Below are 16,127 nucleotides of genomic sequence, written 5' to 3' on the forward strand. Positions count from 1 at the left end.
GATCTAATGCAGCGCTATCTACTTTAGCCATACGGCATACTCCTTTATATCTAAGGGGTTATAGCCAGATATGGAATGGATGCCGATGCCGGAGCACGCAAGGGCCTGGGAGGCTCCAAAGCTTAGTGGAAAACTCATGTTTGGTGATGTGGGGACGGGAAATAAAAACGATATTTTTCTGGTGCGCTCCTTAACTATGTTGAAAGTAATGGCGGTACGTGAGGCGCCCCGGCGCTTGTGCGTCGCTTGGTTAACGGTTAGTTTCCGCTAATATGCGCTAGAGGGGATATAACGGATTATGCTGGGGCGGTTTATCAAAGGACCAAGCGAGCAGCAGACCGCGACAAAGGTCGAGGCGCTGGCTGTTATACCCGTTCTTCCGGCCATTTCTCCAACTGCTGATATTGAACCCCATGGCGAGGACTTCCTGACGCTGAAAGTCGAGCTTCATCGCCATCTCATTGACCGTTTCAACCTGACTGCGCTGGAAACCGCATCCAAGGACGAGATACTGAACGAGATCCGGCCGATCGTTCGCGAATTCGTGCGCAGCCGCAACGTGCCGCTGAACGCGCGCGAGCTAGACCAGCTAACCAGCGACACCGCCGACGAGATGCTAGGGCTCGGGCCGATCGAGCCGCTGCTCAAGGACGATTCGATCGCCGACATCTTGATCAATACGCACAAGCGCGTCTTCATCGAGCGCCGTGGTGTGATCGAGGAAACCTCGATACGCTTCCGCGACGAGGCGCATCTGCTTCGTATCATCAACAAGATCGTTTCCGCCATCGGCCGGCGTGTCGACGAATCGGCGCCGATGGCAGATGCCCGGCTGGAAGATGGCTCGCGCGTGAATATCGCGGTGCGACCGATCTCCGTGGATGGCCCGCTGGTGTCGATCCGCAAATTCTCCAAGAACCCCTATTCGCTCGAACGGCTGATGGCGTTCAACTCGATCCGCCAGCCGATGGTCGATCTGCTGCGCATCGCGGTGCAGGCGCGCAAATCGATCCTCGTTTCGGGCGGCACCGGCAGCGGCAAGACGACGCTGCTCAACGCGTTGTCGAGCTATATTCCAGCCACCGAGCGCCTGATCACTATCGAGGATGCGGCCGAACTGCAGTTGCAGCAGCCACATGTCGGCCGTCTTGAGACCCGCCCGCCCAATGTCGAAGGCAAGGGCGAGGTTCGCCAGCGCGAACTGCTGAAGAATGCGCTGCGCATGCGGCCCGACCGCATCATCGTCGGCGAGGTTCGCGGCGAGGAGGCGTTCGACATGCTGCAGGCGATGAACACCGGCCATGAGGGCTCGATGACCACAATCCACGCCAACACGCCGCGAGACGCGATCTCCCGGCTCGAACAGATGGTGGGTATGGCTGGCATGCCGATGACCAATGACTCGATCCGAGCGCAGATAGCGTCGGCCATCGACATCATTGTACAAACGCAGCGTCTTTCCGACGGCGGCAGACGGGTTATTTCAATATCGGAATTGACCGGCATGGAAGGCAATGTCGTCCAACTCCAGGAACTTTATCATTTCGTTCGGCGCGAGGTAACGCCGGAAGGCAAGATCGTAGGAGATTTCCGTGCCACCGGCATCCGCCCACGTTTTGCCCAGGAAGCGGCAACGCTTGGCCTTCACTTTTCCAAGGACGCCTTCAATCCCCAGGCGCCTCTTTAATGCCTACCGGTCAGACGCTCCTCTACTTCATCTATGTGCTGGCAGCGGCATCAGTGATCCTTGCCGCCGAATCGCTCTATGTGTCTTATTCTGGGCGGCGGCTCAGAACGGGCACGATCAATCGGCGGCTCAAACGACTGGGCGAGGAGGCGCCGGCGGAAAAGAGTCTTCAGGGCCTGTTGCGCGAACGTGGATTGACGGACACCGGCGATTTTATTTTTCGCGCGATCGGGTTGAACCGGCTTTATACACAATCGGGTATCACTGGCAGTCCGATAGCCTTTGCCGGCATGTTCGCTCTGGCCGGCCTCGTTTTGGCGCTGGCATCGTCGTTGCTGTTGAATTTCTCGATCGTCATCGCGTTGATCATCTTTTTCTTCATCGCCTTGGTGCTACCATTGCTCGTTCTCCGGCGTGCCCGCAACAAGCGAATCCAGAAATTCGCCAGGCAACTGCCAGACGCACTCGACATGATCGTGCGTTCATTGCGTGCCGGACACCCGACATCGGTGGCAATTGCCCTTGTCGCCCGGGAAATGCCCGATCCGCTCGGCACAGAATTCGGGATAGTCGCCGACGAAATCACTTTCGGACTCAGTCTTGAAAACGCGGTTCGGAAACTCTCGCAACGCGTAGGCTTCGAAGGCCTGCATCTGCTTTCGGTGTCACTCTCGATTCAGGCCAAGACAGGCGGAAACTTGACCGAAATTCTCCACAACTTGTCGTCGGTGTTGCGCGAAAGACAGAAGCTGCGGATGAAGATCCGGGCGCTTTCAGCCGAGGGCCGTGTGTCGGCGTGGATCATTTCGCTGTTTCCGGTTGTGATGTTCCTGATTCTTCAGGTCCTTGCCCCGGCTTATTACGGCGGCATCTCGAACGATCCCGCCGTCGTTCCAGCTTTTGTGGTTTTCGGGACATGGGCGCTCTTGGGCGACTTCATCATGTATCGAATGGTCAATTTCGACTTTTGAAGGGAGCGAGCCATCAATCTGCTTTCGAACATCCAGGACGTAAGCCTTCTGATCTCAATTGCCGTTTTTTTAGCGGCAGTGGCGCTTTTCCTGTTCGGGGCCCTTATCCTGTTACCGGTACTGCAGACTCGAAGGCTGGTCACGCAGAGCCTTATGGCGGAGGGAATCGCTGACCGTCGTTCGCTTGCCGGTCAGGAACAACTCGCCCGGATATCGGCACAGCGGCCGGTTGACGCTTATTTCCGAACGGTCGAGAAGGAGCGGGGGGAGCCAAATGCGCTTGAGGCCAAGCTCTTTCGTGCCGGTTTCTATCAGTCAAGTGCCCCTCTTATCTACACCTTGTCACGCATCGGTGCTGTCGGAGTTGGCTTTTTAGGCGTCTATACGCTCCTGTCGCGCATACTGCCCCCATATTTGCCTGGCTTTGTCGCACTAGCCGCCGCTGCCTTGTTCGGGCTTGCATGCCTGGTCGTTCCGAGCGTCATGCTCGATCGATTCGAGAATGCCCAGAAGCATATCTATCGCCGCAGTTTCCCAGACTTCATGGATATGATGATCACCTGTGCCGACGCCGGCATGAGCCTGGAGGCGGCAGTCGAGCGAGTCAGCACCGAAATGGCTGGCACCCACAAATGGCTCGGCATCCAGCTTGCGATCATGAATCTGCAATTGCGCGCGGGCAAGCCGCTACGAGAGGCGTTGCGCGAGCTCGCTGACCGCGTCGGACTTGAGGAAGCTAGGGCCTTGGCGGTGCTATTCCGCCAATCGGAAGAACTTGGCACCAGCCTGACGGAAGCGCTGCGTGTCTATAGCGACGAAATGCGCAGCCAGAGAATCCTGCATGCCGAGGAGCGAGCAAATGCTCTGCCAGTCAAAATGATGGTCCCATTGGGGCTGTGCATCTTTCCTGTTGTGCTCATGGTCATCATGTTGCCAGTGATCATTCGCATGAAAGGCGTTTTCTTCTAAATGGGTATATGCTTTGATTCTAAAATAGAGTCGCAGGACTCTCGGGGGATAAAATGACAGGGCCAATGCGCCTCGCAACTGTCGTCGTTGCAAGTCTGTTGACGGCAGCCCTTGCCGGCTGCCAGACAAATGGTGCGGACACCACAGGCGGTGTCGTGCGCACCAATGAACCCTCGAAAGGCGATGTCACGTCCTTTGGCGATGCGTTCGACGGATTGAAGACGGTCAGTAACGTCGAATACTACGCCTCGGATCAGGCCGTGGCCGAAGCCAAGAACCAGTTCCGCGCGGAAAATTACGGCAATGCCGGCGCGCTGTTCTTCAAGGCGACGCAACTGGCGCCCAATGATGGCGGCGCCTGGATGGGATTGGCCGCATCGTGCGACCGGATCCACCGTTTCGACCTTGCCGACCGGGCCTACAGCAGGGCCTTCCGACTGGTTGGCGCTTCGCCCGAATACTACAACAATGTCGGCTATTCCTATCTGCTGCGTGGCAAACTGCAGGACGCCCGTGCGAATTTTCTCAAGGCTTATGAGCTGGCACCCAACGATCCGACCGTGGCCAACAATCTGAAGCTGCTGTCGTCGAGCGTGCAGAACATCGAGCGCTAGTATGCTGCTTGTCGAGGCACTGCTGCTGAAGGCCCTCGCCATCCCTCTGCTCGCCAGGATTGCGTGGCTCGACTTCACGACGCAGAGGATTGCCAATCGCGATGTGCTGCTACTGCTGTGCCTGGGGGCGGGATCGCTGTTGTTGTTGATGCTCCGATCCGGGTCGTGGTGGGACATGGGCTTGAGCGCGTCTGCCGGCCTCGTGCTGTTTCTTGCCTTGTTCCCATTCTGGGTCTTGCGCAAGATCGGAGCCGGCGACGTCAAGCTGATAGCGGTCGTTCCTTTTCTGACCGGCGGCAAAGACCTCGCCGTTTTTTCCGCGCTGCTACTGGTTTTCGCCCTCGTCACTGCAGGGATCATGAAAAATCCGCTCCTGCTGCCCGCAGGCGCCTTCCGCCTCTACGTTCAGCATCTCGACCGCAAAGGCGTTGTGCCGTTCGGCGTGCCAATCTCGGTCGCGGCGATCTGCACGACAGCCCTCCTGATCTACGAAAGTGTGGTGTTGGCGAGCAGTTCTGGAATCCTGAATCAGCTTAACTGAACGGCGGCAGCCCGCTCTGCTGTGCGAAGCGCGGGCCATCAGCCGCATTCACAGGCAACGTCAACCAAAACGCAAACGTTGCGCTGTGCGGGCTGAGTGCGATCGCCATTACGGCTGAAATTGCAATCGAGAGCGGCGCCAGGACACGAAGCACGGGAAGAAGGTTTGGCATTTGGCCACGATAAGTCGGACAGATTAACCAAAAGTTGAGACGGCATAACCGTTAACTCTTTGGAAACCATTTTCTTGTCGGGGCGCGGAAGTGATGTTTCAATGACTGCTTAAGGAGGGGATGAAAATGTTGAACGAGGATTTTTTCGGCCGCATTGCCATCATCTTTGCCATGTCGGTTTTGGCGACGTCCAGCGCGATGCCTCTGCTCCTCTATTTCCGTCAGGATACCTCAGCAAGTTCGCTGGCAATCGTTACTCAACTGGCGTCAACCGTGTTTCTGTCGTTGCAGCTTGTGATGACAATCGTCCGCCTTCCGCCAAAGGGAACTGCGCAGGGAATTGAACCGAGAGTAACCTCGGTAGCTGGGACATTTTTGATCCTGCTCGCATTGAACCTGACGCCGGCATTGCAAAATGAGGCGGCTCAAGTGACGGCTCTCTGCTTGGTCTTCATCGGTACGGCCAGTTCGATTTTCTGTCTCTATTGGCTGGGCCGTTCCTTCTCTCTCATGGCGACGGCTCGACGCTTGGTTACCACTGGCCCGTATTCGATTGTCCGGCATCCGCTTTACATCTGCGAGGGGGTATTCGTCCTCGGGATGATCCTCTCGCATTTTTCAATGCTGATGGTGGCCTTGGGTGCGGTTCAGTTCTTTTTGCAGTATAGACGCGCGAGAAATGAAGAATCCATTCTTCAGCAAACCTTCCCAGAGTACGACGATTACGCGCGGCGCGTCCCCATGCTCTTGCCGCGGTTCCTTGGTGGCGCCATACCAAGCGGCCAATAATCAGGACTCGCCCTGTTGATCTGGTCTTTGCAAGTGCTTCGCTTCGTTGCCGCGCTGATGGTCGTATATGTCCACGCAGCGCAGACTGCCGTTAAGGCCACCGGATCCAATGGCCTGTTACCTCACGATTTGCAGGTGGTCGGCTTCGCGGGCGTAGACATCTTCTTCGTCATATCAGGGGTGATTATTGCTAAGACGGCACCTGGTCTGACTTGGCGATCTTTCGCTTGGAGACGATTCCGGCGCATTGTTCCGCTCTACCTGCTGATCAGCATCCCCTATGCGATCGTCGCCTATAAAACCGGCTTCGGCTGGCGGGACGCGGCGGCGACGCTCTTGCTATGGCCGGCTACCGATCAAATGACCGCGCCAGCACTGCCTGCGGCCTGGACACTGTGCTTCGAAATGCTGTTTTACGCTGCCGCGACAATCGTTCTGGTCGACCGGCGACTGCTGTCGGGACTCCTCGGTATCTTCGGCCTCGCAATGATGTTTCGTTCGGTGGGTCCGGTGCTGCAGTTTCTTGGCAACCCGCTGATCATCGAGTTCGGTTTCGGCGTCGTTCTCGCCTATGCGCCTAGGTGGAAACCGGCGGTGTGGTGCCTGCCGATCGGCGCCGCGGCTATGATAGCCGTCGGATTCATTGGGATAGCGCCGCAAGGGGGAACGATGGAGTTCCTCGCCGGCGATAACGGCTTCCAGCGCGTGCTGGTCTACGGCCTCCCTGCGGCGATGATCGTCTTCGGCACGATGCAGATCGACGCGAAGCCGAGCGTCTGGACGGTTTTCGGTGATGCCTCCTATATGCTCTATCTGATCCACACTCTGCCGATAACGCTGCTTCTGATGGTGTGGACCGCTTTTCCGATTCCTCCGGACCTTATCATCGTGATCGGCACTGCCACATCAGTTCTTTTCGCTTGGCGGATGTACATTCGGTTCGAGTTGCCGCTGCGCAAATTCCTTCGTCGGTATGATCCCCATCTGAAGACTGGCCGCCATCCTCAATCGGCTTAACTTGAAGGCGGCCCGGCTGCTGGAGCTTGGGGTGGGGGGCAGCAGCCGGGCCTTGCCGGCTTTGAAGTCCGGCATATTAGCGTGATCTAATGTTGCGAAATACGCAATAGCGGCCCCTCGATTATCCCGCTCAATTATCAGAGGTCGGACGCATCGACATCGAGCGCTTCATGCCGGGTCGCCCGCGGCAAAACGGGCCGAACACGGTTTTGAGAAAATCCACCAAACCTCTCACGTCTTGAGTGAAAATCCTTGGTGTGACCGTGTGCCAACCGTCAGGCTGAAATTCGACCATTTGCATCCCACGAATGTACGAGGGCCAAGAAGCCATAATGGAGTGACAGGCCGCTCTCGGAAAGCTCGGCGCACCCTGGCGCTGAATCGGCGCGATGGCGGAGAGGGAGGCGCTAGCACTGTTGCGGTCGCCATCGTTCCATGTGGTATCTATAGGGCCCCTGCCGTCTCCGATTTCTCCTTTGATATCAGGTGGTTGGTTTAGGTAGACTGGGCGTTGCCTGTTCCTGCCAGTTAGCAATTGGACCGAGTGGTTCTTTGCGATCTCATCGATAGTGGTGGGAAAACTGGTGGGAAAACTGGTGGGAAAGTCACGAGAGCGGATGGCGCCGTCAACTCGCAACGAAAGAGCGCAACATGAACACCACTCAATCACGAAACCGCCGTCGGCTGACTGCCAGGGAAGTCGAAACACTGGGAACCGGTGAGCACAGCGACAATTGCAACGGCCTCTATCTAACCGTCGGCAACCCCACCAATGGCAACCCGAAAGGCTCCCGCAGCTGGATCGTCCGCTTCACATCCCCAGCAACAAAGAAGCGGCGCGTAACCGGCATCGGCAGCGCGGACCAGGGAAAGGCCGGCAGCTTGAGCCTTCTGGAAGCGAGGGAAACGGCCGAAGACATCATGCGGCAAGTCCGCGCGGGCATCGATACCATCGAAGCCGAGAAGGCCGCTGCCGTGACGCAACAAGTCCAGCAGGAGGAACAAGCCAAGGCCTCTACGACGTTCGGGGACTACGCTGACAAGGTCCTGGCGGACATCAAACGCAAGTTCAAGAACACGAAGCATCAGAAGCAGTGGGAAATGACCCTGCGCGACTATGCAAGGCCTCTAAACGACATCCCGCTTGCGGATATCACACAGGACGACATCATGCTTGTTTTCAATCAGGTGCCGAAGTCGGAAGCGAAGCGCGGCGGCAATCGTGTCCTGTGGGCGGCTGTGCCCGAAACCGCGCGCCGTCTATGCGGAAGGCTGGAGGACATCCTGGCCCATGCAAAGGCGGAAGGTTATCGGACGGGCGAGAACCCAGCGGCACTTTCCAAAGACCTGTCTGTCCGGCTGGATCGACTTAACGACAGCGTTAAACCCAGCAAAGGCCATTTCGCCCGTCTTGACCATGATAAGCTCCCGGCCTTTATGAACGCGCTGCGCGCCCGTGAGGGAACCGCCGCGCGTGCGCTCGAATTGCTTATCCTGACCGCAGCGCGGTCCGGCGAGGTACGCGGCGCCGTTTGGGCGGAATTCGACCTTGATGGCGTTATCCCGACTTGGATTATGCCTGCCGAGCGCACCAAGTCGGCTCGCGAGCATATCGTGCCGTTGTCTGAGCAAGCAGTCGAACTCTTGTGTCGCATGCAACCCGACGCTGATCAACGGCACGGGCTTGTCTTTCCGGGCAAGCCAGGAGCCAAGGGCGAGAGCCGGCCGCTCTCCGACATGACGCTCACGGCAGTGCTACGCCGCATGAAGCGCCCTGACATCACTGCGCATGGCTTCCGCTCGACATTCCGCGATTGGGCCGGCGACGAGACGGAGTTCACTCACGAGACGATCGAGGCGTCGCTCGCGCACGTCATTCGCGACAAGACCGTCGCCGCCTACCGTCGCAACACCGCCATCAAGAAACGCGCGATGCTTATGTCAGCCTGGGCAGATTTCTGCTTGCCGCCTCCGAACCTGGCGAATGTGGTCCCGATATCCTTGGCTGCCTAATCGGTGCCAAGTTTCCCGACCTCTCCCTATCGAGGGAGGGGTCTTTCCTTGCATTTCAAGGATTTGCGCGGAAGTTGTGCTGCGATTAGCAGCACAGATATTTGACATAACTGTCAAACCACAATTTTCTTTGAGTTTTTCCAAAAAATGTTCTTGCGAAAACCTGAAACTCGCCTGATGGGTTGGTCCGTCCAAGACACTACTCGCACCAAACGGAGGCGCACAGTGCCGCAGCTTCAAGCCGCAAATAGCAACATCGATGGCGAATTCCTGACTTTGGCTGAGGTCAAAGCGAGGTTCAAAATCAGTAAAACGACGGTCTACCGCCTTATGGCATCGGGTCAATTTCCGCACCCGGCCAAGGTCGGACGCGCCTCTCGCTGGTCGCGTTGGGCTGTCGACAACTACACAGCGACAATTTCGCTAAAAGCCAACGCTGCCTGAAAAGCAAGCGGCCTGCCGGTGACGGCAGGCCGCTGTGATATTCATTCTTTCCGTGCCGGCAACCCGACCAAAGGCCCGACGAGGAAAGCTACCCTAAGGAATAAATGCCATGCCTAATTTGGCAACTCAAGCTCCCGCTTTGGAAGCAAAAGCACCAAACCCTCAATCCCGTCAGGTGCGGCGCTCCGCCGAGCGCGAAGCCGCAAAAGCTGCAAACGCAACAGTGAAAGACGCCGCAAGGATCGAGGCGGAAGTCAGGGCGATGTTGGGATACCTTCCCGACGCCGCAGAGGTCGCAGGCATCATCAAAGATGCGCTCAGTGAGGAGCTGTTGGCCCTGGACGCGATCAGGATGAAGGAGACCGCAGCGGGACTGCTTGCTGGCGCCGTGCCGGCTGCTGTGGGCTACATCGCGTTCCTAGGGGCGATCCGGCGCGGCCCCGCCTGCGAACGGGCGCTTGCTACTCTAGACCCTCGCTATGGGCCCGAGGCCGTGCTCGAACTCCGCGCGGTCACACCGGACGGCGGTGCACTGTCTCGTAATGCCCGGTTAGGACATGAGCGGGACCAACTCGCGGCTCACATCATCCAGCACACTGGGCTTCGGAACATCTACCACGGCATTAACAGTCGCCGCGCCGAATTGGCCGGCAGTACTGCCGCAGCCAATGCAAGTGATGTCGCTGAACGTCGGTACGTCGTCTTGGACCTCGACAACAAGGACGCACCGGGCGTTGACCCAAACTGGACGCGGACCGTGGCGGCGCTGGCGCCGTACGCGGCGCTGATTGTTTACTCCGGTAACGGAATGCACATTTGGTTTTCAATCGAACCCGTCCAAGGCGCGGACGTGATCGCGACCACTGTACTGCTGGCCGACGCGATGGCCGCGATCGGTGCCGACAACATGGCGGACGCGGCCCGGCCTATCCGTTTGCCTTATACGATCAACATTCCGAACAAGGCAAAGCGGGCGCGCGGCGCGATGCTCGCACTTGCCCGCATCTGGCAGGGGTACAACCCGAACGCGCCACGCCGGTCGGTAATGGAACTTGCGCAGCACCTCCACGACACGGCGCAGCGGCTCGGTTTGCCAGGAAGGAAGAAGGGCACCCGTGTGAATGTCACGATGACAGCGGCGGGAGCTACGCCGCTGCCGCCCGAACTGCGGCGGGTGGCCGCCCTCAAGTTGCTCGAAGCTGCTCTGTCGCTGCTGCCGAACAACGTTGGCATGGACCGCGATCTGATGGTGAGGCTGTTCCATGCGGTGAAGGGCGCAGCGGACGGCACTGGCTTTGAGGCCGAAGCGCGAGACGCTGCCCTGGCCTGGGCAGCACGCTGGTTTGGCAGTGACCCAGACCATGACGCGCGGACTTATGACGGCATCAGGGACGCCCGCTTCGCCGGCTGGCCGCACATCCGGGATATGCTTCGTGAGCACAACCCGGCGGGGTTTGCGCAGATCGAGGCGATGGAAGCGCCCTACAGGGCCGAGGCGGCCCGTGCTGCATTCGCAGGGGCGGATGCGGAACGGCAGTTGCGCGAGCAGGGTATTGATCCCGACTGCGTCGCGAACGACAACACGATGCCGCAGTTCTCGGCGTCTGCGGCGGGATCAGATGCCGCAGCTTCCACATCGCCAGCCAAAGCCGGCAAGAAGAACCGCGCCGAAGCGGCTATCGAGCACCTGACGAACGTCTTGCACGCGGATTTCTTCAACTCGCCGGATGGCAAGCTGTGGCTCCAAGTGCTCGGCCTCGTCTTCCAGGTCAGCGAAAAGGGTTCAAACAGGGCTATCCATTCCCTGCTGGTCAAGCGTGGCCACGTCCTCACCGGCAGCGCAAAGGACGAATTGCGGGACATCATGGCAGCACGGGCGATGGCGGGACCAACGCACGAGGTTTTTTATCGGCAGACGGAAATTATGTCGGCAGGCAAACCCGTCGCTGTTGTCCTGAACCTGATGGACGCGGACGCGAATGGCGTTCACATCACGGCAGCCGGGTGGAGTGTCAGGCCGCTGTCGGCAATCGTAGGTGTGCGGATGACGACTAGGCCCGGTAGCCTGCCGCTTCCACGTCCGGTCCGGGCAGGGGACGGCGTTGGATTTTTCGATCGTTTGCGGCGGCACATCCCTCTGGCATCTGTGCAGCGTCGGGACGACCCATTGGATGCCGGGATCCAGCAGGAAGCGATAGTGCTGATGTTCCTGCTGGCGCAGGTGCTTCGCCCTGGCGCTGTAGCCCATTTGCTGCTGTCAGGTGGGCAAGGGTCAGGCAAGACGACTGTTGGGCGCCGGGTCAAGGATATCACAGACCCGGACACGGCCGCAGTGGTCACGTCGTTGCCGGACAACGAGCCAGATGTTTATGCGGTTGTTGGATCACAAACCTGCATTGTGGTGGACAATGCCAGCGGCTTGAAAGCTCCCGACTTGATCGCGGCCCTTGCGACGGGAACGGCATATGCCAAACGCGAACTTTATACCGACAGTGGACGCATGGTTCTTGTTGCCAAAGCGAGCTTGATCTTCACGACGGTGCTCGACGGCATAACGCAGCGGGCAGACGTGCGGGACCGCATGTTGCGCTTGGAACTGCCGCGCATCGACCCAAGGAAGCGTCGGATCGAGGCTCATCTTGACGCTGCGTGGGAAGCCGACCGCGCGCATCTGCTGGCTGACCTTCTGGACCTTGCCGTTGGGGCGCTGGCACGGCTGGACGCGGTAAAGGTGGCAAGTGATGCAGGACTGCTCCCGCCGCTGCCGAGGCTTGCCGATGCCGCGCTGATCGCAGAAGCGGCAGCGCAGGCCGCAGGGTGGAAGCCGGGCGTGCTCCTGGCAGCAATCAACGACATGCGCAGCACGGACGCCGAACGGCAGCTTGAAGATAACGCATATGCCGCGCGCGTCCGGGCGCTGCTGGAACAGGCACCGGGCGGAACATGGACCGGAACCCCTCAGGCGCTGGTGAACGCATTACGCTTCATGGACGGCCCGGATTGGGGGCGGCAGGGCAGCGATGCCCGTGCCGTCATGTCGATGGCGCAGCGGATCGAACCGCTTATGCGCGACGCGTGGGATATCGAGACGATCAAGCAGCGCACCAAGCACGCACGCACGATTACGTTGCGTGTTGCGCGGGCGATGGATCAGGCCGCATGAGGAGGGGTGGTGACAAGGTTGGTGACGAGGCGGTGTCAAGCCCCCTTGTCACCCTCAAACCCCTTGCGGGGCAAGGGTTTGCGCGAAGGGGTGACAAGGGTGACAAGGTTTTTGCGACTAAAAGGCTCCTCGCTCATTTTGCGTTGGCGGCCCGCTGGATTTGGACGCAGCAGTCCGGCGGAGGCCAATTTGCACATCCCATGTCGTCGGCGTTCTTCTCTTGCTCTCTTTTCTTAGAAGAAACCCCTTGTCACCCTCGTCATCGGGCTCCCAAAGTCTTGTGCTGCATGGGGTTCCGGGTGACAAGGGGGCTTGTCACCTCCTTGTCGCACTTGTCACCTGCGGCCGCGCGCGAAGCTCGATGCAGCCGTTGGCCAGAGCTGCTTGGCGCCATCCCTTTTTGCCGACGACCGCCCGTGCGAGAGCGCGGGCAGTTACTTATCAACGTCACAGCAAGGGACTAATTTCATGGCAGGTCGCCCACATAAGTACTCAACTTTTGACCGCACCGTCCGCCACTCTCCGCGCGGTAGGGTGGAAGCATATCCAAAGCCCCGGGCCAGTCGGGGACCCTCCGACGCCGAGTTGCGCGCTCTGATGACCCAGCCGGGCGTGGATGGTTCGGCGGAAGGATGCATGTCGTGCAGCCACCACTTCACCAAGGATGAGACCTTCTATTACGGGACGTCCGGCAGGAAGCTGCTGCGTGTTTGCGTGCCATGCGCGCACAAGGGGAAGATCAAGCGCATTCACATGGTCGGCCAAGTGCGGCCCGTGTGGGCGCATGGCCCGGTTTCTGGTCACGCATAACGGCAAAAACTAGCGCCCCGACGTGTTCAGGACCCGGACAACGTCAGCCCAGTGCTCCGCCGCTTGGCTCTCGTTCGGATACCGGTCATAGCTATAGAGCGCGGCAACCACCGCGCTCTTTTCCTTGTCGTCACGGCACTTCTCGAACAGGCGCCGCAACAGCGACCCGTGCCGGAACCACAGCGCTGCGATTTCCTCGCCGCTTGCTTCCACGCGAAACTTGCCCTTCGGCAAGCGCGCCAATTGATCCCGGTTTGGGGGAGCTTTGACCTTTGGCCGGTCTTGGTTCCGGCGCTTTGAGAAAACACTGTTCTTATGATCCGCTGTCCAGCCCGGGAGCGGGGACGCAGTTTGTTCATTGACGGACGCGAGGTCGTCTAGGGCCGGCACTCCTGCCGCCTCGATCCGGCGCGGCAGGTCTTCCCACAAAACCCGCAACCACTCGGCATCGCGCTTCCGGTCAATTTGCAGTCTGCGATATTTCCACCTAAGCCAGTCGACAATGGCCGGAGCCGTTGGTACCTCCCGATGGGCAAGCCCGCTTTCCGCCTGAAACAGATGTTCATGCGGGCCAAGGTCGATTGTGCTGCCAAAGAGCCAAGGATTTTTCTTCCAGTTGTCCCGCAGCCGGTTGGCAGCGCGCCGAGCTTCGTAGGCTTGGAACTCAGCGGGCGTTATCCTGCCCTTGGAAAGTTCGCGGATTTGGCGCTCGCGAAATGCTCGTGCGGCATGGGGCCCGGCATGGCGCAGGCAGCGCTTTGACCCTACGAGTGGCTTCTGCCTGCACGTCCCGCCAGTCCGAGTTCGCGCTCCGCAACCGATCTCGGCTATGCCACCGCGCCTGTGGGCGATGCTCGCGGCCCTGAATTTACATTCCTGCTCATCGGAATAGAAACCGCCTCCAGAATGCATTGCGGCCTGGCCCTCCAATCTGTCATGGGAATATATACCTAGTCAATGACATGAACTGCCAGAAGTCGCAAGAGCCTGGCACCACCTCGCCGGTAAGTACGGCGGTCGGGAATGGGCAGGAAGCGAGTTATTTCTGGTGACGGGCCCTCCAGGGCCTTGTTTTGCTATTGCAATTTCGGAGCAGTCGAGATTCTTTCACAGCGGGGCGGGCGCCATGAAGAGTGCAGAGAACCCGCTCATTCGACGTACTTGGAGCTAGCCTCGCGGGTAGCCTGCCGACCAACGAGGTGCCTATTGCATCAGAAGTCCTATACTTTCGCTGATCTGTTTGCGGGCTGCGGGGGACTGTCGCTTGGCCTATCGCAAGCTGGCTTGAGGGGGATATTCGCGATCGAGCGCGACGATCTGGCCTTCAGGACCTTTCGTGCCAATCTAATAGAACGCCATTCAAACTATACCTTTGACTGGCCGAAATGGCTGGAAAAATCCCATTGGGACATCGAGGATCTTCTTGTAAGCCACAAGAGCAAGCTGATGGCAAACCTAAGGGGTAAGATTGATGTTCTTGCTGGAGGTCCTCCTTGCCAAGGCTTCAGTTTTGCTGGCAGGCGCGTAGAGGATGATCCACGAAATCTGATGTTTGAAAAGTACGTTGAGGTGGTGGAGGCACTGCAGCCGAAGTCTGTGATCCTCGAGAACGTACCCGGGATGCAAGTCGCCCATTGGCGTAGCAACGATGTAGAACTGGTTCCGGGTGCGACAGTTGCCAAGCGAAAATCATACTTCGATAGGGTCGTGGATAGCCTCGTGACAGCAGGCTACAACGTCGGGGCGGAGCGAGTAGATTCATCGCGCTTTGGGGTACCACAAAAGCGTTCGCGGCTAATTGCCATCGGCGTTCGCAAGGACCTGACTGGCGACCCCGGCAGGGTCTTCGAATTGCTGGAGGTCGCACGCCGCGAGCAGCTTGATCGTTTTGGGTTGCCTGAACAAGTGTCGGCCCGAAATGCTCTATCCGATCTGGAGACCAGGGATCACAATGGCGCGAACCGTGAGAGGATCAATTGTACCGATCCAGATTCGGGTCCAGGCTTCCAGGAACTTAGGTATGTCAGGCCCTCTAAGCTCACGCGTTATCAGGAACTAATGCAGGACGATTACGATGGCGCGATGAACAGCATGCGACTTGCTCGTCACCGTGAGCACGTTGAGAAGAGGTTCGCTCTTATCATTAAAGAGTGCGAGCAGGGGGTAAGGATGAACGACAAAGACCGCAGTCGTTACGGTCTGAAGAAGCACCGCGTATTCCCGATGGATGGCAACAAGCCGGCCCCCACTGTCACGACCTTGCCTGACGATATTCTGCACTACTCCGAGCCACGAATCCTAACGGTCCGCGAATCCGCTCGGCTCCAGTCCTTCCCTGACTGGTTCAAATTTGAGGGTAAGTTCACTACAGGTGGCGACCGACGCACGAAGGAATGTCCGCGGTACACTCAGGTTGGCAATGCTGTGCCCCCATTCCTAGGCAGGGCGATCGGCCTTGCCGTATGCAAGCTTCTCGATGAAATTGCGGATGCAGAGTCCCTCGCGGAAAGTGCTCGAACCCTTCCTGTAGCCGTGAGCGCCTAAGCGTAACCGATCGCTGAGACCTCGTAGCGCCCTTTCGTCGCAATGCCTCAGATTGGCTGGTAACCCATCTAAGGGAGTACGGCGCCTCTTTGACTTAATAAGCGAGCGGCTTGGGGGCCAAAGCGTCTTCCAGACCCAGAAGGGGATAAGGAGCTTTCAAAACAATGGCGGACACGCTGACACCCGCCGAGCGCTCGGAGCGAATGTCGAGGATTCGTTCCTGCGATACCAAGCCTGAGATAGCTCTTAGGAAGGCTCTGCATGGCCTTGGTTTTCGCTTCCGTCTGCACAGCCGTCGCCTGCCTGGAAAGCCTGATATCGTTCTGCCAAAGCATCGAACCGTCGTTTTCGTGCATGGTTGCTTTTGGCATCGCCACCGTGGGTGTAAGGTCG

General features: G+C 58.7%; 12 protein-coding genes and 1 pseudogene. 12 read left to right on the forward strand and 1 reads right to left on the reverse strand.

Annotated features, from left to right (window positions below; translation table 11 throughout):
* The first annotated feature begins 298 nt into the window (after positions 1–298).
* From FJ938_RS26470 to FJ938_RS26515, 10 genes are all read left to right on the forward strand, one after another.
* On the forward strand, positions 299–1,687 hold the full coding sequence (locus FJ938_RS26470) for a CpaF family protein (protein ID WP_140699013.1): 1,389 nt from the start codon (positions 299–301) through the stop codon (positions 1,685–1,687).
* A complete protein-coding gene (locus FJ938_RS26475; protein ID WP_140699015.1) occupies positions 1,687–2,658 on the forward strand; it encodes a type II secretion system F family protein in 972 nt (323 codons plus the stop codon). Before FJ938_RS26470 ends, FJ938_RS26475 begins: the two co-directional genes overlap by 1 nt.
* An 18-nt stretch (positions 2,659–2,676) precedes the next feature.
* Positions 2,677–3,627 carry a type II secretion system F family protein gene (locus tag FJ938_RS26480; RefSeq protein ID WP_140699017.1) on the forward strand — a complete coding sequence of 317 codons (951 nt, stop codon included), beginning with the start codon at positions 2,677–2,679 and terminating at the stop codon, positions 3,625–3,627.
* A 53-nt stretch (positions 3,628–3,680) separates the two neighbouring features.
* On the forward strand, positions 3,681–4,241 hold the full coding sequence (locus tag FJ938_RS26485) for a tetratricopeptide repeat protein (RefSeq protein ID WP_181169188.1): 561 nt from the start codon (positions 3,681–3,683) through the stop codon (positions 4,239–4,241).
* A 1-nt stretch (position 4,242) separates the two neighbouring features.
* Positions 4,243–4,782 carry a prepilin peptidase gene (locus FJ938_RS26490; RefSeq protein ID WP_140699023.1) on the forward strand — a complete coding sequence of 180 codons (540 nt, stop codon included), beginning with the start codon at positions 4,243–4,245 and terminating at the stop codon, positions 4,780–4,782.
* Positions 4,783–5,080: 298 nt separating this feature from the next.
* On the forward strand, positions 5,081–5,743 hold the full coding sequence (locus FJ938_RS26495; protein ID WP_140613038.1) for an isoprenylcysteine carboxylmethyltransferase family protein: 663 nt from the start codon (positions 5,081–5,083) through the stop codon (positions 5,741–5,743).
* Between the two features lie 15 nt (positions 5,744–5,758).
* Positions 5,759–6,760 carry an acyltransferase gene (locus tag FJ938_RS26500; RefSeq protein WP_140699026.1) on the forward strand — a complete coding sequence of 334 codons (1,002 nt, stop codon included), beginning with the start codon at positions 5,759–5,761 and terminating at the stop codon, positions 6,758–6,760.
* A gap of 651 nt (positions 6,761–7,411) precedes the next feature.
* The gene (locus tag FJ938_RS26505) at positions 7,412–8,773 is read left to right on the forward strand and encodes a site-specific integrase (protein WP_140699029.1); all 1,362 of its coding nucleotides are present in this window, start codon (positions 7,412–7,414) and stop codon (positions 8,771–8,773) included.
* Between the two features lie 225 nt (positions 8,774–8,998).
* Positions 8,999–9,217, forward strand: coding sequence for a helix-turn-helix domain-containing protein (locus FJ938_RS26510; RefSeq protein WP_210243431.1), 219 nt, complete (start codon positions 8,999–9,001; stop codon positions 9,215–9,217).
* Between the two features lie 109 nt (positions 9,218–9,326).
* Entirely contained in the window at positions 9,327–12,380 is a 3,054-nt protein-coding gene (locus FJ938_RS26515; protein WP_140699032.1) for a hypothetical protein, read from the forward strand.
* 819 nt (positions 12,381–13,199) lie between these two features.
* Here the strand turns inward: FJ938_RS26515 and FJ938_RS26520 are convergent.
* On the reverse strand, positions 13,200–14,102 hold the full coding sequence (locus FJ938_RS26520) for a hypothetical protein (RefSeq protein ID WP_140699035.1): 903 nt from the start codon (positions 14,100–14,102) through the stop codon (positions 13,200–13,202).
* Between the two features lie 294 nt (positions 14,103–14,396).
* Here FJ938_RS26520 and FJ938_RS26525 point away from each other — a divergent pair, with 294 nt between their 5' ends.
* On the forward strand, positions 14,397–15,734 hold the full coding sequence (locus tag FJ938_RS26525) for a DNA cytosine methyltransferase (protein WP_246673551.1): 1,338 nt from the start codon (positions 14,397–14,399) through the stop codon (positions 15,732–15,734).
* 164 nt (positions 15,735–15,898) lie between these two features.
* A pseudogene (locus FJ938_RS26530) lies at positions 15,899–16,127 on the forward strand (very short patch repair endonuclease); the annotation flags it as partial.

This window comes from Mesorhizobium sp. B2-4-14 (assembly GCF_006442155.1).
Taxonomy (GTDB): Bacteria; Pseudomonadota; Alphaproteobacteria; order Rhizobiales; family Rhizobiaceae; genus Mesorhizobium.